The organism is Streptomyces sp. cg40, assembly GCF_050320165.1.
Lineage (GTDB): Bacteria > Actinomycetota > Actinomycetes > Streptomycetales > Streptomycetaceae > Streptomyces > Streptomyces hokutonensis.
This window is the reverse complement of record NZ_CP190128.1, coordinates 9379614-9400674: the sequence shown is the minus strand read 5'-3', so window position 1 is coordinate 9400674 and position 21061 is coordinate 9379614. Positions and strand designations below refer to the sequence as shown.

20 protein-coding genes are annotated in these 21061 nt (G+C 69.8%); 6 read left to right on the top strand and 14 right to left on the bottom strand.

Annotation, left to right across the window (positions count from 1 at the left end; genetic code table 11):
* Nucleotide 1: 1 nt before the first annotated feature.
* On the bottom strand, nt 2-1294 hold the full coding sequence (locus ACQHII_RS42420) for an ABC transporter substrate-binding protein (protein ID WP_427924244.1): 1293 nt from the start codon (nt 1292-1294) through the stop codon (nt 2-4).
* 270 nt (nt 1295-1564) lie between these two features.
* On the opposite strand from ACQHII_RS42420, the gene ACQHII_RS42415 reads away from it, so the two are divergent.
* Together ACQHII_RS42415 and ACQHII_RS42410 are read left to right on the top strand one after the other, a co-directional pair.
* Entirely contained in the window at nt 1565-2572 is a 1008-nt protein-coding gene (locus ACQHII_RS42415) for a LacI family DNA-binding transcriptional regulator (protein WP_427925531.1), read from the top strand.
* Between the two features lie 70 nt (nt 2573-2642).
* Complete coding sequence (locus ACQHII_RS42410) at nt 2643-3449, top strand: SAM-dependent methyltransferase (protein WP_427924243.1); 807 nt, start codon at nt 2643-2645, stop codon at nt 3447-3449.
* 64 nt (nt 3450-3513) lie between these two features.
* On the opposite strand, the gene ACQHII_RS42405 is transcribed toward ACQHII_RS42410, so the two are convergent.
* Nucleotides 3514-4062 (bottom strand): ATP-binding protein, encoded by a 549-nt coding sequence (locus tag ACQHII_RS42405; RefSeq protein WP_427924242.1) that lies wholly within the window; start codon nt 4060-4062, stop codon nt 3514-3516.
* 221 nt (nt 4063-4283) lie between these two features.
* Between ACQHII_RS42405 and ACQHII_RS42400 the strand changes: the two genes are divergently transcribed.
* Together ACQHII_RS42400 and ACQHII_RS42395 are read left to right on the top strand one after the other, a co-directional pair.
* Nucleotides 4284-4523, top strand: a complete 240-nt coding sequence (locus tag ACQHII_RS42400; protein WP_427924241.1) for a DUF397 domain-containing protein — start codon at nt 4284-4286, stop codon at nt 4521-4523.
* A 159-nt stretch (nt 4524-4682) separates the two neighbouring features.
* The gene (locus ACQHII_RS42395) at nt 4683-5588 is read left to right on the top strand and encodes a helix-turn-helix domain-containing protein (RefSeq protein WP_427924240.1); all 906 of its coding nucleotides are present in this window, start codon (nt 4683-4685) and stop codon (nt 5586-5588) included.
* Nucleotides 5589-5598: 10 nt separating this feature from the next.
* Here the strand turns inward: ACQHII_RS42395 and ACQHII_RS42390 are convergent, their stop codons facing one another.
* Together ACQHII_RS42390 and ACQHII_RS42385 are read right to left on the bottom strand one after the other, a co-directional pair.
* Nucleotides 5599-7146, bottom strand: coding sequence for an alpha-L-fucosidase (locus ACQHII_RS42390; RefSeq protein ID WP_427924239.1), 1548 nt, complete (start codon nt 7144-7146; stop codon nt 5599-5601).
* Between the two features lie 18 nt (nt 7147-7164).
* Nucleotides 7165-9024: a family 20 glycosylhydrolase gene (locus ACQHII_RS42385; RefSeq protein WP_427924238.1), complete on the bottom strand. Its 1860-nt coding sequence runs from the start codon at nt 9022-9024 to the stop codon at nt 7165-7167.
* A 257-nt stretch (nt 9025-9281) separates the two neighbouring features.
* On the opposite strand from ACQHII_RS42385, the gene ACQHII_RS42380 reads away from it, so the two are divergent.
* Entirely contained in the window at nt 9282-10625 is a 1344-nt protein-coding gene (locus ACQHII_RS42380) for an amidase (RefSeq protein WP_427924237.1), read from the top strand.
* A 9-nt stretch (nt 10626-10634) separates the two neighbouring features.
* On the opposite strand, the gene ACQHII_RS42375 is transcribed toward ACQHII_RS42380, so the two are convergent.
* The 8 genes from ACQHII_RS42375 to ACQHII_RS42340 all read right to left on the bottom strand — a co-directional run bounded on the left by ACQHII_RS42375 (nt 10635) and on the right by ACQHII_RS42340 (nt 19536).
* Nucleotides 10635-11117 (bottom strand): N-acetyltransferase family protein, encoded by a 483-nt coding sequence (locus tag ACQHII_RS42375; protein ID WP_427924236.1) that lies wholly within the window; start codon nt 11115-11117, stop codon nt 10635-10637.
* A gap of 56 nt (nt 11118-11173) precedes the next feature.
* Nucleotides 11174-11347 carry a hypothetical protein gene (locus ACQHII_RS42370; protein ID WP_019068289.1) on the bottom strand — a complete coding sequence of 58 codons (174 nt, stop codon included), beginning with the start codon at nt 11345-11347 and terminating at the stop codon, nt 11174-11176.
* A gap of 375 nt (nt 11348-11722) precedes the next feature.
* Nucleotides 11723-12460: a pyruvate formate-lyase-activating protein gene (gene pflA / locus ACQHII_RS42365; RefSeq protein ID WP_427924235.1), complete on the bottom strand. Its 738-nt coding sequence runs from the start codon at nt 12458-12460 to the stop codon at nt 11723-11725.
* Nucleotides 12461-12465: 5 nt separating this feature from the next.
* Nucleotides 12466-14724: a formate C-acetyltransferase gene (gene pflB / locus ACQHII_RS42360; protein WP_427924234.1), complete on the bottom strand. Its 2259-nt coding sequence runs from the start codon at nt 14722-14724 to the stop codon at nt 12466-12468.
* A 148-nt stretch (nt 14725-14872) separates the two neighbouring features.
* Complete coding sequence (locus ACQHII_RS42355; RefSeq protein WP_427924233.1) at nt 14873-15796, bottom strand: carbamate kinase; 924 nt, start codon at nt 15794-15796, stop codon at nt 14873-14875.
* A 3-nt stretch (nt 15797-15799) separates the two neighbouring features.
* On the bottom strand, nt 15800-16801 hold the full coding sequence (gene argF / locus ACQHII_RS42350; protein WP_427924232.1) for an ornithine carbamoyltransferase: 1002 nt from the start codon (nt 16799-16801) through the stop codon (nt 15800-15802).
* Between the two features lie 58 nt (nt 16802-16859).
* Nucleotides 16860-18080 carry an arginine deiminase gene (locus tag ACQHII_RS42345; RefSeq protein ID WP_427924231.1) on the bottom strand — a complete coding sequence of 407 codons (1221 nt, stop codon included), beginning with the start codon at nt 18078-18080 and terminating at the stop codon, nt 16860-16862.
* 52 nt (nt 18081-18132) lie between these two features.
* Entirely contained in the window at nt 18133-19536 is a 1404-nt protein-coding gene (locus ACQHII_RS42340; RefSeq protein WP_427925530.1) for an amino acid permease, read from the bottom strand.
* 212 nt (nt 19537-19748) lie between these two features.
* Between ACQHII_RS42340 and ACQHII_RS42335 the strand changes: the two genes are divergently transcribed.
* Nucleotides 19749-20111: an oleate hydratase gene (locus tag ACQHII_RS42335; protein ID WP_427924230.1), complete on the top strand. Its 363-nt coding sequence runs from the start codon at nt 19749-19751 to the stop codon at nt 20109-20111.
* A gap of 59 nt (nt 20112-20170) precedes the next feature.
* Here the strand turns inward: ACQHII_RS42335 and ACQHII_RS42330 are convergent, their stop codons facing one another.
* The gene (locus tag ACQHII_RS42330; protein WP_427924229.1) at nt 20171-20386 is read right to left on the bottom strand and encodes a PLDc N-terminal domain-containing protein; all 216 of its coding nucleotides are present in this window, start codon (nt 20384-20386) and stop codon (nt 20171-20173) included.
* Between the two features lie 23 nt (nt 20387-20409).
* Entirely contained in the window at nt 20410-21039 is a 630-nt protein-coding gene (locus tag ACQHII_RS42325) for a DUF3887 domain-containing protein (protein WP_427924228.1), read from the bottom strand.
* Nucleotides 21040-21061: the final 22 nt, after the last annotated feature.

The window sequence follows — 21061 nt, the reverse complement described above, 5'->3', positions numbered from 1 at the left end:
ACTATCCCTGCTGCTGGAGAAGCGTGTCGCACTGCTTGACAGCGTTGTCAAGAGCCGTCTTGGGGCTCTCCTTCCCCTGGAGCGCCTTGGCCACCTCGTTGCGCAGCGCGGTCTTCATCTGCTCACTGAACAGCACCGGTGTGTAATTCACGGCGTTTTTCAGGGACTTGGCCGCCGCGATCCGCACCCGGGTCTCGTCGGTGCCGTCCTCCTTGGTGAAGTACGGGTCGTCGAGGGAGCCCGCGGTGCTCGGGAAGATGGCGACCTTCTTCGCGAACGACATCTGCTGCTGGGCGTCGGTGACGTAGTGCGCGAAGGCCACGGCGGCGGGGGTGTGCTTGGTCTTGGAGTTGACCATCACGCCCATGACGTACATGTTGACGTGGCCGGTGCTGGTGATCTGGTCGGTGATGCCGATGTTCTTGTACAGGCTGGGCGCCTGCTTCTTGAAGTTGCCGAGGTCGAGGGCGCTGCCCGGGTTCATGGCGACGGCCCCGGTGAGGAACTTCTTGCCGGACGACTCGGGGGTGGCGGTGAGCGCCTGCGGGTCGAGGGCCTTCGCGTCGTACAACTCCTTGTACTTGGTGAGGAGTTCGACGCCCTTGGCGTCGTTGAAGGCGAAGGCGGTGCCGGCCTTGTTCATCAGCTCGACGCCGTAGCGGCCGAAGTCCTCGATGGTGGGCACGTTGGCGAGGGTGGCGACCTTGCCGTCGGTCTTCTTCGCCAACTGGAGTGCCTGGGCGAAGAGTTCGTCGTACGTCTTCGGCGGCTGGTCGGCGTCGAGTCCGGCCTGCTTGAAGAGGGACTTGTTGTAGAACAGCGGTCCGGTGTTGAGGTACCAGGGGAAGGCGTAGGTCCCGGTCATGCCCGGTATCTGGTGGCTGGCCCAGGCGCCGGGCAGGTACTCGCTCCTGTACTTCGAGGCCGCCTTGTCGAGGTCCATCGCGAGGCCCGCCTTGGCGAGCGGGGCGACCAGGTCCGGGGAGACGTTGACGACGTCGGGCAGGGTGCCGCCGGCGGCGTCGGCGCTGATCTTGTCGGCGTAGCCCTCGGCGGGCTGGTCGATCCACTTCACATGGGTGCCGGGGTACTGCTTCTCGAAGCCGGAGATCACGCCCTCGAAGTAGGTCTTGAAGTTGGCGCGGAGGTTCCAGGTCTGGAAGGTGATGTCGCCCTCGACCTTGCCCGAGGCGTCGGTCGATCCGCTGTCGTCTCCTCCGGAGCCGCAGGCGCTCAGCGGCATGAGGACTACGGCGGCGGCAGCGGCGGCGAAGGCTCTGCGGGAGATGCGCACGGCGGGTCGCTCCTTTGCAGTGGGTTTGGGCAATCGTGCCGGGGCAGACCTTGCACGCTGTTCGCGGGGCCCGTCAATGGATTCCGCTCAGCTAAATTCATTAGTTGGCCGGATCCGGCCAACATCCCAGCTCAGCGAAGTGTGTTCGCATTCTTGCGATGGATCACTAATGCGCTTTAGGGTGTGCTGGCTCAAGCGCATTAGTGCGCGGCACCGATGGAATGGAGAACGGGCTTGTCAGGCAAGCGGTCACCCGCGCGACGGCCGACGATGAAGGACATCGCGCAGCGCGCCGGCGTGTCCGAGAGCGCGGTCTCCTTCGCGCTCAACGGCCGGCCCGGCGTCTCCGAGATCACCCGCGACCGGGTGCGCCGGGTCGCGGAACAGCTCGGCTGGCGGCCCAGCACGGCCGCGCGGGCGCTGTCCGGGGAGGGCGCGGCGACGGTCGGTTTCGTGCTGGCCCGGCCCGCGGACACCCTCGGCGTCGACTCCTTCTTCCTCCAACTCGTCTCGGGCATCCAGGAGATACTGGCCGAGCGTCATCTCGGGCTGCTCTTCCAGATGGCCGAGGACGTCGACGACGAGTGCGCGGTCTACCGGCGCTGGTGGGCCGAACACCGCGTGGACGGCGTCCTGGTGGCCGACCCGCGCACCGCCGACCCGCGTCCCGACCTCCTCGACGAACTCGGCCTGCCCGCCGTCGTCATAGGCGGCGCGCCCGACGAACGCCATCCCGGTCTGTCGACGGTCTGGGCGGACGACGCGGGCGCGATGGCGTCGGTGGTCGACGAGTTGTCCGCGCGCGGCCACCGCCGTATCGCGCACATCGCGGGTCTGCCGGGCCTCGCGCACACCGAGCGCCGGATCCGCGCCCTGCGCGCCGAGGCCGGGCGCCGCGGGCTGACCGAGGTGCACTCGGTGACGACCGACTACTCGGACGCGGCGGGCGCCGCCGTCACCCGCCGGATCCTCGAAGTCCCTTCTCCGCCGACAGCGTTGATCTACGACAACGACGTGATGGCCGTCGCCGGGGTGGCCGCCGCGGCCGAACTCGGCTTCTCCGTACCGGCGGACGTGTCGGTGGTCGCCTGGGAGGACTCGGCGCTGTGCCGGATGGTCCGGCCGTGGCTGTCGGCGCTGTCGCGGGACAGTGTGGAGTTCGGCCGCACGGCGGCCCAGGAGTTGACCGCGCTGCTCGACGGCGGACCGGCGCGCACGGTGCGGGTGCCGGTGCCACGGCTGATCGAGCGGGACAGTACGGGACCGGCACGGGTGTGAAAGTGCTGTGTCTCCCGGTTCGAGCCCGAATCGCCGGACACCGCCGGGTACTTCGTGTGAGGCTTTGCCCATGACCTCCGAAGACCCGCTGGCCGACCGGCTCCAGCTCGACCGGCCGCATTCCGCCCGTGTGTGGAACTTCCTCCTGGGCGGCAAGGACAACTACGCCGCCGACCGGGAGGCCGGCGAAATGATCATCAAGATGTTCCCGGACATCGCCCTGCTCGCCCGCCTCCAACGAGGCTTCCTGGTAAGGGCCGTACGCCATCTCGCCGCGGAGGCGGGCATCCGCCAGTTCCTCGACATCGGAACCGGCCTGCCGACCGTCGACAACACGCACGAGGTCGCGCAGCGCATCGCGCCCGAGAGCCGGATCGTGTACGTCGACAACGACCCGCTGGTGCTGGTGCACGCGCAGGCGCTGCTCACCAGCACGCCCGAAGGCGCCTGCGCCTACGTCGAGGCCGATGTCCGCGATCCCGAGACGATCCTCGAAGCCGCGGCCCGGACACTGGACTTCAGCAAGCCGATCGCGCTGACGATGCTGGGCATCCTGGGCCAGATCCCGGACTCGGACGAGCCCGAGGCCGTCGTGGCCCGTTTCCTCGACGCACTTCCCCCGGGCAGCTATCTCGCGCTGACCGACGGCACGGACACCAACCCGGCGCTCAACCAGGCGATCTCGGTGTACAACGCCAACTCCGCCAGTTCCTACTACCTGCGCAGTCCCTCGCGGGTGGCGGCCTTCTTCGACGGTCTCGAGCCCGTCGAGCCCGGCATCGTGCCCATCTCGCAGTGGCGGCCCGAGCCCGTCGACGTGGGCCGGAGTCCGTCCGAAGTCGTGGACACGATCTGCGGCATCGGCCGCAAGGTCTGAGCGGCAACACAGAAGCGGGGTACCGGCGTCGGGCCGGTACCCCGCTTCTGTGCTGTCCGTCGCGTCAGAGCCGGAACAGCGCCCACACCGTCTTGCCGCCGCCCGCCCGCAGGTTCCAGCCCCATGAGTCGCTGAGCGCGGAGACCACCTGGAGGCCGCGTCCGGACTCCGCGAACTCGTCCGGGTGCCCCTCCACGGGTATGCGGTCGCTGTCGTCGGTGACCGCGCACACCGCGTACGGCAGCCGGTCCCACACCGCGAGCCAGAGTGAAGGCTGCGGCTCCACAAGTGAGTTGGGCGCCCGGCCGTAGCGCAACGCGTTGCTCACCAGTTCCGAGACGGTGACCGCCATGTCGTCGACGAGTTCGTCCCCGGCCCGCTCGGCCAGCGCGGCGCGGGTGAAGTCCCGTGCCACATGCGCCGATTGGGGCATCGGCGGCACGACCAGGACCGAGCAGAGGGCCGGGTCGGCTCCGTCCCCTGCGGCGGGGACCAAGGTGATGGTCTGCCCCGGTGCGGGTCGACCCACCTCGTCGACGGCCCGGCACAGCCACTCCCAAGTGCCCTCGATCCGCAGGGAGTCGACCGGTCGTACGACTTGCTCTGCGGACATCGCGACCCCTGAGACCCCAAGAGAACAACTGCGCGCGCTACACCTGTCCGGAACATCGTCCTCCGACTGACCCTGCGGACGCAAGTGCATCGGCAATTACCGCTGCAATTGCAGATGATCTTGCGAGCGGTCCCCCCGAGGGCTATCGTCCTCCACATCACCAATGGGTGCAATTGAAGCTGCAATTGCATCCGATCTTCCGGGGAGTGATGAGGCCTCAGATGGAGCACGCGAACGGCATGTCGGCGACCCTGCTGAGCGGCGCGGAGTGGCGCAAGAGCCACCACAGCAACCCCGAGGGCAACTGTGTCGAGCTGGCCGCGCTCTCCGACGGCCACATCGCCGTGCGCAACTCGCGCCATCCCGAAGGTCCAGCGCTCGTCTACACCAGCGCCGAGATCTCCGCGTTCGTCCGCGGTGTGAAGGACGGCGACTTCGACGGCCTACTCCCCGGCCGCTGAAGTCAGGCAGACCCGCGGATGGCCGGAAGGCGCCGGACACAGGCCGGCACCTTCCGGCTCCTTCACTCCCCGCAGTTATCCGGAACCTCGGTGCTACGATCCTGTCTTGAGTCCCGAAAACCCGCGGGCAGTATCGGCGCGACCGCCGAGGGGATGAACATGACTGCAGCTCAACCGGAACACGCCCCTCTGGGTACGGACGTGCTGAGCCTTCAGCGCGGTGGCCCGACGGTCCAGCGCATCATGCTGGGCACCCGGCTCCGTCGACTGCGCGAGTCCCTCAACATCACCCGGGACACGGCCGCTTCGGCCATACGCGCCTCGGACGCCAAGCTCTGCCGTATGGAGTTGGGCCGCGTCGGCTTCAAAGAGCGTGACGTGGCCGACCTGTTGACGCTGTACGGCCTCCACGAGCCGGACGCCCGCCAGGAGTTCCTGGACTCGGCCCGCCGCGCCAACGAACCCGGCTGGTGGCGCGACTACGGTGACGTCTTCCCCAACTGGTTCGAGCAGCACCTGGGGCTGGAGGAAGCCACCTCCCTCATCCGTACGTACGAAGTCCAGTTCATCCCGGGCCTGTTGCAGACCGCCGCGTACGCCGAAGCCGTCGTCCGGCTCGGTCGCCCGGTCGACATGCCGGACTCGATCCAGCGTCGCGTCGAACTCCGCATGATCCGCCAGGAGTTGCTCACCAGGCCGGACGGGCCGAAGCTGTGGTTCGTGGTGGACGAGGCGGCGCTGCGCCGTCCGCTGGGCGGAGCTGCGGTGATGCGTGAGCAGCTCCGGCACCTGATCGACGCGGCTGCCCACCCGAACATCACGGTTCAGGTGCTGCCGTTCGAGGTCGGCGGCCACGCGGCCGCCGGCGGTCCGATCACCGTGCTGCGCTTCCCGGTCCCGGACCTGCCGGACATCGTCTATCTCGAACAGCTCACCAGCGCCCTCTACTTGGACAAGCCCGACGAGGTCGACCACTACCTCGCGGTCATGGACCGGCTCAGCCTGGTGGCGCTGCCCGGCCCCGAGTCGGTGGCCTTCCTGGAGAAGCTCCTCAAGGCCGGGTGAGCCCCGGCCCTCAGGCGCGCGAGCGGTACAGCCCGAACTCCGCGATCCTCACCGTGTCGCGGGCCGCCGTCACGCGGACCCTCCAGCGCCGGGCGCGTACGGGTGCGGGCAGCAGCAGGATGCGGCTGGCGCCGATCGTCCCGGCCCGGGTCACCTCAATCCAGCTCCCGTCGACGTACGCCTCGACGACGAAGGCCTCGACCTGCTGGCCGTAGCGCCCGATGTCCTCCGCCAACCGGACGCGGTCGACCGCCTGTTGGGTGCCGAGGTCGACGGTGACCCGTCCCGGCGAGACAGCCGTCCGGGCTCCGCGTGCCAGGTCCTCGGGCAGTTCACGGTCCACGCGCTCACGGAACTCGCGCAGCCGCGCCACGTCCGGGTCCGCCAGCAGGCCGTCGGTGTCCGGCGGCACGTTGAGCAGCAGGACCGCGTTGCGGCCCACGGAGCCGAAGTAGATGTCGAGCAGTTCGTCGACGCTCTTCGGGAGTTGGCCCGGGTGGTAGAACCAGCCGTCGTGGATCGACACATCGCACTCGGCAGGCCACCACTGGAGGTAGTCGGTGTTCGGCTGCGCGGCCACGAGGGCGCTGCGGCTGCCCTCGTCGGGGGTGTCGTAGGACAGCGCCCAGTCCGTGCGGCCGTACTGCTCCTCCTCGACCGGGAGGACGCTCCACTCGTCCTCCCGCGCGGTGCCGCCCTCGTTGCCGACCCACCGCACGTCCGGTCCGGTCACGGCGATCGCCGCGTCCGGGGCGAGTGATCTGACCAGGGTGTACCAGCTGTCCCAGTCGTAGTCCTCGACGTGGCCCGGCGGGATGCGGCCCTGGGCGCCGTCGAACCAGACCTCGTCGATCGGGCCGTACTCGGTCAGCACTTCGTAGAGGGTGTTGAGCATGTGGGCGCCGTAGTCGGTCGCGTCCAGCGTGTAGAAGGCGTCCGGAGTGCGGTCGTCGCCCTCGACGAGCGTGGGGACGGTGCGTGTGGCGCGTGCGCTGCCATTGGCGTAGACGCCGTGGAGGTACTGGTTCTCGTCGGCGGGCGAGAGATAGACACCGGCCTTGAGGCCGTACCGTCGCATGGAGTCGGCGAAGGACCGCAGGACGTCACCCTGCCCCGCACGCCAACTGCTGTACGCCACCGTGTGGTTGGTGTAGCGGGAGGGGTAGAGGACGAAGCCGTCGTGGTGCTTGACGGTGAGGATGGCGAGCTTGAAGCCGCCGTCGCGCAGGGCGCGGGCCCACTGGTCGGTGTCGAGGCCGGTCGGCTGGAACACGTTCGGGTCCTCGTCGCCGGTCCCCCACTCCAGGCCGGTGAAGGTGTTCACGCCGAAGTGCAGGAACGCCGTCCGCTCCAGCTGCTGCCAGGCCACCTGCCGTGCGGTGGGCCGGACTTGAGAGGCCTTGCGGACCAGGTCGGCCTCGGTGTCGTCCGGACTGACGGGGATGCGATAGCGGGAGTCGGTCGGGGGCAGGGGGGCCGCGAGGGCGGGGGTCGTGGCGGTGGCGGTCGCGGCGAGCGCGGTGGCCGAGAGGACGAAGAGACGTCTGGAGAGGGCCATGGGGTGGGACTCCTCTGGTCAGTGGGCGGTCAAGTGCCAGACGGCGGGTTGGTGTTGATCCGGCGGGTACTGGACGAGCCGGCCGTCGTCGGCGACGCTCAGCGCCATCTGCGTGATGGCGTTCACGAGCCGGTAGCCGCCCGGCACAGGCTCCAACTCCCAGCGCTGCATGGTGTTCGCGGTGTCACAGGGCTGCGAGGTGGCCGCGACTCCCGGCTGGAGTGGCACGTTGAGGGTGAGTTTGCCTCCCCGTATCTCCAGGCAGCCGGCGGCGGTCCGCACCGTCGCGTAGCCGTCCGGCGTGCGCTGCACAATGGCGTCGAGGGAGGCACCCTCCGTCCGGAAGGTGTACGTCCCGTCCGCGACCGGTACCCGGGTCAAGTCCCGCCATCCGGGGGCGTGACCAACTGCCGTGCCCCGCGCGGCGAATTGGGCGTAGGTGGCGTCGGGGTGCGGGTCGCCCCAAGTCGCCTGGGCGAGGTGGCGCAGCGCGGGCTCGGTGTCGGCGGTGACCTCGTTCTCGGTCTCACCGCGTCCGTTGTCTGGCCAGAGGCTGATCTTCGCCCCGGTGATGCCGGTGCTGGAGGTGAGCTTTTCGCCTTCGAAGCTGCGAGGATCCCAGCTCTGGTCGTAGAGCGACTCGGTGTCGCTGTGGAAGCCGCCGCGCACCAGGTAGAGGGAGTAGGCCGCGTTCATCAACGGGTAGCCCTGGGCGATGAGTTGGCTCGGTTTCTCCTGGACGTTCAGCCAGTGCTCGACCGTCGTGCCCGCCGCCACCGGCACGGTGTTGGCGCCGGTGAGGCCGTCGTTCCAGATGCGCAGCCGCTTGCCCTTGCTCGCGGCGTAGGCCTGCACTCGGTTGATGAAGTCGATGTAGGCGTCCTGCGGGGTGGCGTTCGCGCCGTACTTCTCCTGGGCGTAGCGCAGCATCTGCGGGTACTTGGAGTAGTCGGAGCCGAGCATGTACTCGTCGGCGCCCATGTGCCAGGACGGTGCGGTGAAGACCTGCGCGTACTCGTCCATCAGGCTCGTGTAGTAGTCGAACGCCGCCTGCTGGGTGACGTCGAGCCGGGCGGGCTGCTTGTTGCCGTCGCTGTCGGTGAGCTGGAGGTCGGGGCGGTTCTCTATCCACGGGTCCATGTGGCCCGGGGAGTTGATCTCCGGGATGATCTCGACGTGGTACCTGTCACCGAGGGCGACGAGGCCGCGCAGCTCGTCCTTGGTGTAGTAGCCCCAGGTGTTCGCCTCGGGGTGCGCGTCGCTCTTCACCTTGATTTCCAGGAGCAGCTGGTTGAGCTTGTGGTACGCCATCTCGCGCACCAGGTTCTCCAGCCAGGGCAGGGAGATGTGGATGTAGCAGGCGCAGACACCGACTCCGCGCTCCTTGTACCGGGGTACGTCGACCGTGCGGCCGGCCGGGACGTGGTTCCCCTGGGCGAGGAGTTGGAGGAGGGTCCGGGTGCCGTAGAAGGCGCCGGTCTCGGTCGCGCCGGTGACCGACAGCCGCTTCCCGGCCTGGAGTTCATAGCCCTCGGTGCCCAACGAGCCCTGGGTCGGCCGGACTTCGATCACGATGTCGCCGGGACGGGTGGTGCCGCCTCGCACGACGGGCACTGTTCCGTGGCCCGCCGCCTTCAGGTCGCCGGCGAGGGTGTCGGCGACCCTGCGTTCGCTCGCACTGCCGGCCACCAGCCGGGTCCCGGGCCCGAAGTCGTAACTCCCGTTCTGCGGAGTCCAGTTGGAGAGTGCGGGCACGGTCACCGGAGGTGCCGCCCGCTCCTGCTGGGCCGCGACCGCCGGCGCTGCGGGTGCCGCGAGCAGCGCGCACACCGCTGCGAATACGACCAGCCGGAACCGTCTCTTCCCTCGCTCAGCCATGACACTCCACCGGTCGCGATTGATCGGACGACTGATGATTGGACTGCGCTCAGGGGCTGTCAACGGGCGGCGGGAGTAGTCAAGTTGAGCCATTGGTCGGATGACCAGCAGGTCAGCCGACACATGCCCGGCGTCGGCTCGTGAAAAGTCCAACAAGACGGGAGCGAATGTCCAAGGCCGGTCACCCCTCGACGCGACGCGCCTGCCGAGGCACAGTTCTCCCTACGTACTCGCCAGTAGAGTGAAGGAGCGCGCCCGTGACCAGCTGGATCGGCCGTACCGCCGCCGAGATCTCCGCCGCCGTACGCGAGAAGCGGGCCACGCCCCGTGAGGTGGTGGCCGAGCATCTCGCCCGGATCGAGCGGCTGGACGGGCGGATCGGCGCGTTCCGGGTGGTGCGGGCCGAGGCCGCGCTCGCGGAGGCCGACGCGGTGGGCGCACGGGCCGACCTGACCGAACTGCCGCTCGCGGGCGTGCCGGTGGCCGTGAAGGACAACCTCGCCGTGACCGGCGAGTCCACCCGTGTCGGCTCCGCCGCGACCCCGGACACCCCCGCCGACCACGACCATGCCACCGTGGCCCGGCTGCGCGCGGCGGGCGCGGTGGTCGTGGGGCTGACGAACGTGCCCGAGCTCTGCGTCTTCGGCACCACCGAGGGCGTCCACGGCACCGCCCGCAACCCGTGGGACACCACCCGCACCGCAGGGGGTTCCTCGGGCGGCAGCGCGGCGGCGGTCGCGGCGGGCATGGTGCCGATCGCGCTCGGCAACGACGGCATGGGCTCCCTGCGCATCCCCGCGGCCAACTGCGGTCTGGTCACCATCAAGCCGGGCTTCGGGGTCGTCCCGGCCGGCATCGGCGACGGCGACTGGTTCGGAATGTCCGAAAACGGCCCCCTCGCGACGACCGTCGAGGACGCCCGGCTGCTGTTTTCGGTCATCGCGGACACAGAGGTCGTGCGACCCGACGAACCCGTTGCCCGCAAGGTGGCCGTATCCGTGCGCAGCCCGCTCGCCGGGGTCGCCGTCGGCAAGCCGTATACGACCGCCGTACGGGAGGCGGCCGGGCTGCTGGCCGAGGCGGGACACTCGCTGCACCGCGCCGATCCGCCGTATCCGCTGTCGCTGAGCACCACCTCGCTGGCGCACTGGACGGCGGGCACCTCCGTGGACGCGGCGGGGCTCGACCCGCGGAGGCTGGCGCGGCGGACCCGGGTGCACGCGGCGATCGGGCGGCGGTTCGTGAAGAGCGTCCGTACCGGGAGGAGCCGGGAGCAGCTGCGGGAGCGGCTGACGCCGTTCTTCGCCGAGTACGACATCCTGCTGACGGCGGCGCTGGCCCGCCGCTCCCCCAAGGCCGGGCCGTGGCACCAGCGGGGCTGGCTGCGGAACGTGCTGGCCAACACCAACTACTCGCCGATGACTCCCCCGTGGAACCTCACCGGCTGGCCCGCGATGTCGGTCCCGTTCGGCACGCTCCCCTCGGGCGCGCCCTGTGCCGTACAGCTGGTGGGGCGGCCGGGGTCGGAGGCGGCGCTGCTGGAGCTGGCGGACCAGTTGGAGAGGCTGCGCCCGTGGGTGCGGACCGCGCCGCTTGGCTGAAGGCCCTGGTCAGAGGGCGCGGTGCATGATGTGCAGGCCCACGCGGCCGTCCCGGGGGTGGTCGAAGGCGTCCGGCACCGTGCCCAGGATCGTGAAGCCGAGGGAGCGCCAGAGCTTGACGGCGGGGTTGGTCTCGACGACCGCGTTGAAGACCATGCCGCGGAAGCCCTGCTCGCGGGCGGCGGTGAGGATGTGTTCGGCGAGGGCCCGGCCGATGCCCCGGCCGCCGTGGTCGGGGTCGACCATGAAGCCGGCGTTGGCGATGCGGTCGGCGGGGCCGCCGTAGTTGGGGGTGACGAAGGCCGAGCCGACGATCGTCCCGCTCTCGTCCTCGGCGACGTACACGCGCTTGGGCGGGGACGTCCACAGGGCCCGGGCCGCCTCTTCGGAGGTGTCCCGGGCCCAGGTGTAGGTGTCGCCGGCGGCGACGATCCGGTGCCAGAAAGGCCAGATCCGCGACCAGTCGTCGGCCGCGGCTTCTCTGATCAGCATGGGCGCGATTTTCGCACGCCCATGCCGTCGGCGATCGCGATGGGTCCCGTGGGGGGTCAGTCCACGCTGGGCAGGATGTGGGGCTCGGCGAGGTCGTCCTCGTAGCCCGCGAGACGGATGGGGGCGGACCGTGCCCACACGGCCAGGCTGCCGAGCTCGTCGGACCGGTGGCCCGCACGCTCCGTCGGTTCCTTGGGGCGTTGCTCGCGATTCGTCTTCTCCGGTGTCACCGCGCACTCCTTATGTGTCGGGTCACCCTCGGGGCATACCGGCCGTTCTCCGGTCCGGTACCTGAGGCCCGCTCGGGTGTGGGTTAAAGGCAGTTCGGACGCGGTGGCGCCGGTTACTCGTGTGAGAGCAGGCCGTTGTGAACGGCTTGCCCCGGGACGGACCATGGGTGTGGGTGGGACCCCTTGGTGCTGTCCGTCCGCCCCAGACTAACCAAATGAGCGGGCTGCCGCTCGATGGGGCTGAAAACATGGAGTAAAAATTAGCAACGCTCAGCCACCGGGCCCGACCGGCCCGGACACCTTGGGCCGCCGGGCCCGTGCACATTCCTCGCCTCTCGACCAGTGTGAGGGCTGATCGACGAACGCACGACGTGATCAATAGGCCTGAACTCCGTACTCCCTGAAGCACGCGCGGACGCTCTCGATCAGAGCCGGGGCAGGCACCGGGTTGTCCCGCAACGGGAAGGGAACGCCGAGAGCGTCGTACTTCGAGGCGCCCAGCTTGTGGAACGGCAGGACATCGACCCGCTCGACCGCGCCGAGACCCGACACGAAGCGGGCCAGGGCGTCCACGGACGCCAGGTCGTCGGTCCAGCCGGGGACCAGGACGTACCTGATCCACATCGGCACGCCGAGCCGGTCGAGGCGGGTGGCGAAGTTCAGGGTGGGCGCCAGTTCTCCGCCGGTCAGCTTCCGGTAGGTGTTGACGTCGAAGGACTTGATGTCGAGGAGCACCAGATCGGTGTCGGCGAGGAGTTCGTCGGTGGCGCGGACGCCGAGGAAGCCGGAGGTGTCGAGCGCGGTGTGCAGGCCGGCCTCCTTGCAGCGGCGCAGGACTTCCGCGGTGAACGCCGACTGGAGCAGTGGTTCGCCGCCGGTGACGGTGACCCCGCCGCCGGCCGTGCTCACGAAGTCGCGGAACTTCCCGATCTCCCCCATGACCGCGTCGACGCTCATCTCCTGGCCGTCGCGCATGTGCCAGGTGTCGGGGTTGGCGCAGTACAGGCAGCGCAGCGGGCAGCCGGAGACGAAGAGGACGAACCGGGTCCCGGGGCCGTCCACGCCGGTGGACAGGTCCCAGGAGTGGATCCGGCCGGTGGTCGCGGTGCGCATGGCACTCACAGCGATCCGTGGAAGGTGCGGCTGATCACGTCGAGCTGCTGCTCGCGGGTCAGGCGGACGAAGTTGACGGCGTAGCCGGACACCCGGATCGTCAAGTCCGGGTAGTTCTCCGGGTGTTCCATCGCGTCCTCCAGCGTCGCCCGGTCCAGCACGTTGACGTTCATGTGGAAGCCGCCCGCGGCCATGTAGGCGTCGAGGATGCCCACCAGGTGCCCGGCACGCTCGCCGGGCGCGTGCCCCAGTCCCTCGGGCGTGATCGTCGTCGTCAACGAGATCCCGTCACGGGCCTGTTCGTACGGCAGTTTCGCCACCGACAGCGCGGAGGCGGCGACTCCGTGCCGGTCGCGGCCGTTCATCGGGTTGGCGCCGGGGGCGAAGGGCTGTCCGGCGAGGCGGCCGTCGGGGGTGTTGCCGGTGTGCTTGCCGTAGACGACGTTCGAGGTGATGGTGAGGACCGACTGGGTGTGCTCGGCGTCCCGGTAGGTGGGGTACTGACGCACCTTCGCCATGAAGGACTCCACCAGTTCTACGGCGATGCTGTCGGCGCGGTCGTCGTTGTTGCCGTAGGCCGGGAAGTCGCCCTCGGTACGGAAGTCGACGGCCAGGCCGGTGGCGTCCCGGAACACCTTCACCCGGGCGTACTTGACGGCGGACAGGCTGTCGGCGGCGACGGACAGGCCGGCGATGCCGCAGGCCATGAAGCGGTGCACGGGGTAGTCGTGCAGCGCCATCTCGATGCGCTCGTAGGCGTACTTGTCGTGCATGTAGTGGATGACGTTGAGCGCGTTGACGTAGGTCCGGGCCAGCCAGTCCAGGACGTGGTCGTACGCCGCCGACAGCTCGTCGTAGTCGAGGTACTCGCCGGTCAGCGGGGTCGTCGGGGTCGCGACCTGGTCGCCGGTCATCTCGTCCCGGCCGCCGTTGACGGCGTAGAGCAGCGCCTTGGCGAGGTTGACGCGGGCGCCGAAGAACTGCATCTGCCTGCCGACCTCCATCGCGGAGACGCAGCAGGCGATCGCGGTGTCGTCGCCGGTGCGCGGGCGCATCAGCTCGTCGGACTCGTACTGGACGGCGCTGGTGTCGATCGAGACCTGGGCGCAGAACTCCTTGAAGGCGAAGGGGAGTTGCGGCGACCACAGGACGGTCAGGTTCGGTTCGGGCGCCGGGCCGAGGTTGTAGAGGGTCTGGAGGAAGCGGAAGGAGGTGCGGGTGACCAGGGGGCGGCCGTCCGTGCCCATGCCGCCGATGGACTCCGTCACCCAGGTCGGGTCGCCGGAGAAGAGGGCGTCGTACTCGGGGGTGCGCAGGAACCGTACGATCCGCAGCTTGATCACGAAGTCGTCGATCAGTTCCTGAGCGCGGGGCTCGTCCAGGACCCCTTCCTCCAGGTCCCGTTGGAGGTAGACGTCGAGGAAGGTGGAGGTGCGGCCGAGCGACATCGCGGCGCCGTTCTGCTCCTTCACGGCGGCGAGGTAGCCGAGGTAGAGCCACTGGACGGCCTCGTGGGCGGTGGCGGCGGGGCGGGAGACGTCGCAGCCGTACGTGGCGGCCATCCGGGTCAGTTCGCCCAACGCCCTGATCTGCTCGACGAGTTCTTCCCGGTCCCGGATGATGTCGGCGACGGACGCGCAGGCGTCGAGCTTGGCCCGCTCGACGCGCTTGGCCTCGATCAGCCGGTCCGTGCCGTAGAGCGCGACGCGGCGGTAGTCGCCGATGATCCGGCCGCGACCGTAGGCGTCGGGCAGTCCGGTGATGATGCCTGCCTTGCGGGCGGCGCGCATTTCGGGGGTGTAGGCGTCGAAGACACCGTCGTTGTGGGTCTTGCGGTAGGTGCCGAAGACGCTCGTGACGAAGGGGTCGGCCTCGTAGCCGTACGCCCTGAGGCCGTTCTCGACCATGCGCAGGCCGCCGTTGGGCATGATCGCGCGCTTCAGCGGGGCGTCGGTCTGGAGGCCGACGATCAGCTCCCGTTCGCGGTCGATGTATCCGGGGGCGTGCGAGGTGATCGTGGAGGGGGTGCGGGTGTCGACGTCGAGGATGCCCCGGCTGCGCTCCTCCGGGAACAGTGCGCTGACCTTCTCCCAGACGGCGCGCGTACGGTCGGTCGCGCCGGTCAGGAAGCCTGCGTCGCCTTCGTACGGCGTGTAGTTGGCCTGGATGAAGTCGCGGACGTCGACGCGCTCGCGCCAGGAGGTGCCGGCGAAGCCGCGCCAGGCCTCGGACGCCCGTGTTCCGGCTGCCACTGTCGTTGTCATCGCCGGTTCTCTCCCTCGCTTCGCACTGGAATGCCTCACTACCGATACTCGTGCGGCTCCTCCCCTGACGGGAGGGCCGGTCAGGGCCCTGACCTCGGCCGTTCGACCCTCTGGTGGGGCCGAACGGCCCTCCCCCGCCGGGACGCGCTCATACGACGGGCAGGTCGGGGCGGACGAGGGTGCCCGACCGGCCGTGCACGATCTCGTAGGCCGCGTCCAGGGCACCGATCGCGGCCAGTCCCCCGGTGTGCTCGACGAACCGGGCGGCGGCCTCGGTCTTGGGTCCCATGGAGCCGTCCGGGAAGCCGCCGCCGCGCAACTGGGCGGGGGTGGCGCCGAGGACGGGCTGCTGGTCGGGGGTGCCGTAGCCGGAGTAGACGCAGGGCACGTCGGTGAGGATGAGCAGGAAGTCGGCCTTCAGGTCCTCGGCGAGCAGGGCCGCTGTCAGGTCCTTGTCCACGACGGCCTCCGCACCGGTGAGCGCGCCGGTGTCGTTGTCCGAGGTGACGGGGATGCCTCCGCCGCCCGCGCAGATGACGAGCGTGCCGCTGCCCAGCAGGTCGTGGATGGTGTCGGTCTCCAGGATCCGTTCGGGCGCCGGGGAGGGGACGACGCGGCGCCAGCCGGTCGTGTCGGCGGCGATGCGCCAGCCGCGTCTGCGGGCCAGTGCGGACGCGACGTCGTACGGGTACACCTGGCCGACGAACTTGGTGGGGTGCTCGAATGCCGGGTCGTCGGCCCGGACGATGGTGTGGGTCACCAGCGCGGCGATCCGCTGTCCGGGCAGGGCGTCGTGCAGGGTGCGGGCGAGCAGGGAGCCGATCATGCCCTGGGTCTGGGCGCCGAGCAGATCGAGCGGGTAGGGGGCGCTGAGGGCGGGGTCGGCGGCGCTCTCCACGGCGAGCAGGCCGATCTGGGGACCGTTGCCGTGCGTGATGACGATCTCGTGGTCGTGGGCGAGGGCCGCGATCGCGGTGGTCACGCGGTCGATGTTGGCCTCCTGGACGGCCGCGTCGGGGCGCTCGCCGCGGTGCAGCAGGGCGTTGCCGCCGAGGGCGATGACGATGCGCATGGCTCAGTCCTCCAGGGTGGCGACGAGTACGGCCTTGATGGTGTGCAGGCGGTTCTCCGCCTGGTCGAAGACGATCGACGCGGGAGACGAGAACACGTCGGCGGTGACCTCCAGGCCGTCGAGGCCGTAGGTGTCGAAGAGGTCCTGGCCGAGGTGGGTGCGGCGGTCGTGCAGCGCCGGCAGGCAGTGCATGAACTTGACGTCCGGGTTGCCGGTGGCGGCCAGCGTCTTCTCGTTCACCTGGTACGGGAGGAGCAGTTCGATCCGCTTGCGCCAGGAGTCGGCCGGTTCGCCCATGGAGACCCACACGTCGGTGTGCAGGAAGTCGGCCCCGTGCACGGCGGTGTCGACGTCCTCGGTGAGGGTGATCCGGGCTCCGCTCTTCTCGCCCAACTCCCGGCAGGTGGCGACCAGTTCGGCCGTCGGCCACAACGCGCTGGGCGCGGCGATGCGTACGTCCATGCCGAGCAGGGCGCCCATGGACAGCAGCGAGTTGCCCATGTTGTTGCGGGCGTCGCCGAGGTAGCAGTAGGCGATGTCGGGCAGGGGCTTGGAGCTGTGCTCGTCCATGGTCAGGACGTCGCACAGGCTCTGGGTGGGATGCGCGGTGTCGGTCAGGCCGTTGTAGACGGGGACACCGGAGTGGGTGGCGAGTTCGGTGACCAGGGCCTGGTCAAAGCCGCGGTACTCGATGGCGTCGAACATGCGGCCCAGCACGCGGGCGGTGTCGGCGACGGACTCCTTGGCGCCGATGTGGGTGTCGCCGGGGCCGAGGTAGGTGGTGCGGGCGCCTTGGTCGGCGGCGGCGACCTCGAAGGCGCAGCGGGTGCGGGTGGAGGTCTTCTCGAAGATCAGCGCGAGGTTGCGGCCGGTCAGCCGGGGTTGCTCGGTGCCGTCGCGCTTGGCTGCCTTGAGGTGGGCGGCGAGGTCGAGGAGGTGGTGGATCTCCGGGGCGGTGAAGTCGAGTTCGCTCAGGTAGGAGCGGCCTCGCAGGTCGACGGTCATGGTGGTGGTCCCCTTGCTGGATCGGGCGGTCGGGCGGTCCCTCTGCCGGGTCGGGCCGTCAGGCGGCCGGGTCGCGTTCGACGGGGCAGCTCATGCAGCGCGGTCCGCCCCGGCCGCGGCCGAGTTCGGCGCCGGCGATGGTGACGATCTCGATGCCCTGCTTGCGGAGGTAGGTGTTGGTGGTGACGTTGCGCTCGTAGCCGACGACCACGCCGGGTTCTACGGCGAGGAAGTTGCTGCCGTCGTCCCACTGTTCGCGTTCGGCGCCGCGGATGTCCTGCGGCGCGGACAGCATCCGGACCTTGTCCAGGTCCAGGGCCTCGGCCAGGGCGCCGGCGAGGTCGGAGTTCGGGGTGACGTCGAAGCCGGTCTCGCGGGTGTCGCTGGGGCGCAGCGTCCACGAGCGCAGGGAGTCCGCGAGGCCCGGGTAGACGGTGAAGGCGTCGCGGTCGACCATGGTGAGCACGGTGTCGAGGTGCATGTAGGCGCGGGCGGCGGGGAGTTGGACGGCGATCAGACGGTTCGCCGTGCCGGTGGCGAAGAGCCGGGCCGCCAGGTTCTCCACGGCCTGCGCGGTGGTGCGCTCCCCCATGCCGACCATGACGGCGCCGTTGCCCAGGACGTGGACGTCGCCGCCCTCCAGGGTGCCGACCTCGCCGTCCAGGAGTGGCGGGGTGACGGTGCCGGCGAACATCGGGTGGAAGCGGTAGATGGCCTCGGCGTGCAGGCTTTCACGGCGCCGGGCGGTCCTGGCCATCGGGTTGACCGACAGGCGGTCGTACAGCCAGCAGGAGTTGTCGCGCGGGAAGAGGTGGTTGGGCAGCGGGGTCAGCGCGAAGTCCTCGGCGTCGAGCGCGTTCCAGACCAGGCTGTGCGGGGTGGCGAGCGGCAGGTCGCTCTTGAGGATCCCGCCGATGAGGTGGGCGGCGAGCGTCTCTCCGTCGAGGTCGACGCACAACTCCCGCAAGGGGTCCATGAGTGCGGGACCGACGGTGGCCGGCGTGAAGACCCGCTCCAGCAGCCAGTCCCGGGCTTCGGGAGTGTCGAGGGTCTGGGCCAGCAGGTCGGCGAAGTAGTGCACGCGGGCCCCGTGGTCGCGCAGGACCTGCGCGAAGGCGTCGTGCTCCTCGCGGGCGCGCTTGGCCCACAGGATGTCGTCGAAGAGCAGGGCGTCGACGTTGCGCGGGGTCAGCCGGGAGAGTTCGAGGCCGGGGCGGTGCAGGATCACCTGGCGGAGGCGGCCGACCTCGGAGTCGACGTGGAAGGTGGTGGTGTTCATGGCGGGGCTGCTCCTGTGGTCGTACGGTGCGGGGCCGGTGCGGGGAGCGCGGTCAGTCGCGGTGGCGGAGGAGGTTCCTGCGGAGGCCGCCGGTGCGGGTGGTGGGCAGTCCGCGGGAGATCCGCTTGACCGGCGGTGTGGCGGTCTCGGGGGCCCGGCCCTCGGCGACGGGCTCGCGGGTCGGCTCCTCGCCGTAGACCCCTTGGCCGCGCTTCAGCCAGATGTAGACCGGCAGGCCGAGGAGCAGGACGAACAGGCCGTAGTAGACGGTCTGGTAGCCGCTGCCCTGGATCGCCCAGTACGAGAAGGCCATCGCCAGGACCGAGACGGTGACGTCACGGGCCAGCCGTCGGCCGGCGATGCTCTCGCGTCCGCGGACCACCAGCCAGTACAGCTGGGCGGCGGCGGAGAACAGGTACGGGATCACGGCCGTCAGCACGCTCAGCAGCACGATCTTCGTGAAGACGTCCTCGAAGCGTGTGTAGCTGAACACGGTGATCAGCGAGGCCAGGACGGTCGAGGCGATGATGCCGAAGACCGGGACGCCGCTCTCGCCGCGCAGCTTGGCGAAGGCGCCGGGGAAGAGTCCGTCGCGGGCGGCGGCGTACGGCATCTCGGCGCAGAGCATGGTCCAGCCGTTGAGGGCGCCGATACCGGAGACGATGGCTGCGACGGCGACGGTGTCGCCGGCCCAGGTGCCGCCGAGGATGTTGTTGGCGGCGTCGGTGAACGGGGCGGTGGAGGCGCCGAGTTCGCCGTGCGAGACGGTGCCGAAGACGGCGAGGGTACCGAGGATGTAGATGACGGCGCAGGCGAGGGTGCCGTAGATCGTGGCGCGCGGCACGTTGCGTCCCGGTTCGCGGACGCGGCCGGCGACCACCGAGGCGGCTTCCAGGCCGATGTAGCTGAACAGCGCGATGGGTGCGGCGGCCGAGATGGCGCCCATGGCCGACTGGCCGCTGGCGTTGAACGAGCCGAAGTTGTGCGGGTCGACGAACAGCAGCCCGATGGTGGCCATGAAGAGCAGCGGGACGAACTTCAGCACGGTGGTGAACACCTGGACGGCGCCCATGTTCCGTACGCCGGTGAGGTTGATCGCGGCGGGTATCCAGAGCCCGATCAGCGCGATGAGGATCGAGATCGCCGTCTTGTGACCGGTGTTGACGAACACCTCGACATAGCCGACCCAGGCCACCACGATCGCGGCGTTGCCCGCCCAGGCGGTGATCCAGTACGACCAGGCGTTCAGGAATCCGGCGAACTCGCCGAAGGCCTCACGGGCGTAGACGTAGGGTCCGCCGCTCGCCGGGACGCGCTTCGACAGGGCGCCGAAGGTCACCGCCAGCGCGAGTGCGCCGAGGGTGACGATCCCGAACGCCACGAGTGAGATCGGGCCGTACGGTGCGAGGGCCGAGGGGAGTGCGAACACTCCGGTTCCGATGATGGTGCCGACCACGAGCGCGGTCGCGCCGGAGAGGCCGAGAGCGGCCTTGGGAAGTGACGAGCCGTCACTTCGTTTGGTCCTGGGCATGGTTGTGCTCCCTGTGCGGGTCGTGGCGGACCGGTCGATCCACGCACAATCCTTGTCGGACCCGGCGCCAGTGATCAGTGGCCGAATATCCCCCCCTCGGGACCGTTGGTCCCAACCGGCGCGGCCCGGTCGGCCCAGTGATCGGCCGCGGAGGACGGTTCGGGGAATGGAACAGCGGCTTCGGCGACCGGTCCGGCGGTCGGCGCGCGAGCACGGCCGTGATCCCGGTGATGATGCCGTACATCACCAGCCAGTTCGCCCCGCGCACCGTGCACGACCGGCCCCTGGTCATCCCGCGCGGTTCCGCCGACTTCGCCTTCCTGGGCCAGTTCACGGAGATCCCCGAGGACGTGGTCTTCACCGTCGAGTACTCCGTGCGCGGTGCCATGCACGCCGTCTACGGCCTGCTCGGCCTCGACGAGCGCGAGATACCCGGCATTTATCACGCCCTGGCCGATCCGACGACGGCCTTCGACGTGCTCCGGGCGGCGCTGGCCTGAAGAAGCGGGTGGTGGCCTCGGCCCGCGCGGTTCCCACCGCCGGCCGAGGCCCTCGTGCGTCACCGGTCCTCGCTGCGTCCGAACCTGAGGTAGGCGAGGAGGCCGAAGACGTTTCCGAACGCGCAGACGGCGAGCCAGACCTGAGGCGGGAACCGCTGCGTGCGCGGGTGGCGCGATATGTCGACCATGCACAGGACGGCGGGGAGGACCGCGACGAGCGGCACGATCGCGACCCACGGCGAGGGCGGCGGCGAGCCGAGGGACCCGGCGAACACGGGAAAGTCTCCCAGCGCGCGTGTCATGGCGTTTCGGGGGCCAGGACGAAGATCCCGGCGACCTTCTCGTCCGTGTCGAACGCCACCCTCGCCTTCATGTCGCCGGCCTCGTACCGCAGCGGGATGTCGACGACCGTGTGGTCGCCGATCCGGCGGACGAACGGCTCTCCCTCGCCGAATCCCTCGAACTCCCCCACGAGACCGGCGACCGCCGCCAGGCCGTCACCCCGGACCTCATCCGTGAAGGCCTCCAGCACCCGCGCGTCGAAGGACTGCCGGGCCTCGTCCATACGCCCTTCGAGAACGGCCGTGACGATCGCGACCGCCCGCTCCGCGGCGTCGGACATACGCACTGTCTTGTCCATGGGCTCTCCCGTGCGGGGATCAATGGGCTTGCCGAACCTCTGGAAGGCGGCCTGGCGCGTGACACCGAGCAGATCCCCGATCTCCTGCCAGGTGTGCCCGGCGTCGCGGCACTGCTGCACGCACAGCTTGAGTACCTGTTCCGCCAGCCTGTCGACGTCCCGGGCACCGCGCACCAGGTCCAGATATGCCGGCGACGACAGCGGACTGCCCACTGCCTCGGCCAGACCCGAAGCCTGCTCCGACAGCAGAGCGCTCAGCGCGGCGAGAGTCCGCGGGGAATCGACCACACGTAAAGGATGCCTTTACAAG

Coding starts and splice junctions, on each gene's coding strand:
- ACQHII_RS42415 (WP_427925531.1), top strand. CDS start 1,565: ATGAAGGACATCGCGCAGCGCGCCGGCGTGTCCGAGAGCGCGGTCTCC.
- ACQHII_RS42410 (WP_427924243.1), top strand. CDS start 2,643: ATGACCTCCGAAGACCCGCTGGCCGACCGGCTCCAGCTCGACCGGCCG.
- ACQHII_RS42405 (WP_427924242.1), bottom strand. CDS start 4,062: ATGTCCGCAGAGCAAGTCGTACGACCGGTCGACTCCCTGCGGATCGAG.
- ACQHII_RS42400 (WP_427924241.1), top strand. CDS start 4,284: ATGGAGCACGCGAACGGCATGTCGGCGACCCTGCTGAGCGGCGCGGAG.
- ACQHII_RS42395 (WP_427924240.1), top strand. CDS start 4,683: ATGACTGCAGCTCAACCGGAACACGCCCCTCTGGGTACGGACGTGCTG.
- ACQHII_RS42390 (WP_427924239.1), bottom strand. CDS start 7,146: ATGGCCCTCTCCAGACGTCTCTTCGTCCTCTCGGCCACCGCGCTCGCC.
- ACQHII_RS42385 (WP_427924238.1), bottom strand. CDS start 9,024: ATGGCTGAGCGAGGGAAGAGACGGTTCCGGCTGGTCGTATTCGCAGCG.
- ACQHII_RS42375 (WP_427924236.1), bottom strand. CDS start 11,117: ATGCTGATCAGAGAAGCCGCGGCCGACGACTGGTCGCGGATCTGGCCT.
- pflA (WP_427924235.1), bottom strand. CDS start 12,460: ATGCGCACCGCGACCACCGGCCGGATCCACTCCTGGGACCTGTCCACC.
- pflB (WP_427924234.1), bottom strand. CDS start 14,724: ATGACAACGACAGTGGCAGCCGGAACACGGGCGTCCGAGGCCTGGCGC.
- ACQHII_RS42355 (WP_427924233.1), bottom strand. CDS start 15,796: ATGCGCATCGTCATCGCCCTCGGCGGCAACGCCCTGCTGCACCGCGGC.
- argF (WP_427924232.1), bottom strand. CDS start 16,801: ATGACCGTCGACCTGCGAGGCCGCTCCTACCTGAGCGAACTCGACTTC.
- ACQHII_RS42345 (WP_427924231.1), bottom strand. CDS start 18,080: ATGAACACCACCACCTTCCACGTCGACTCCGAGGTCGGCCGCCTCCGC.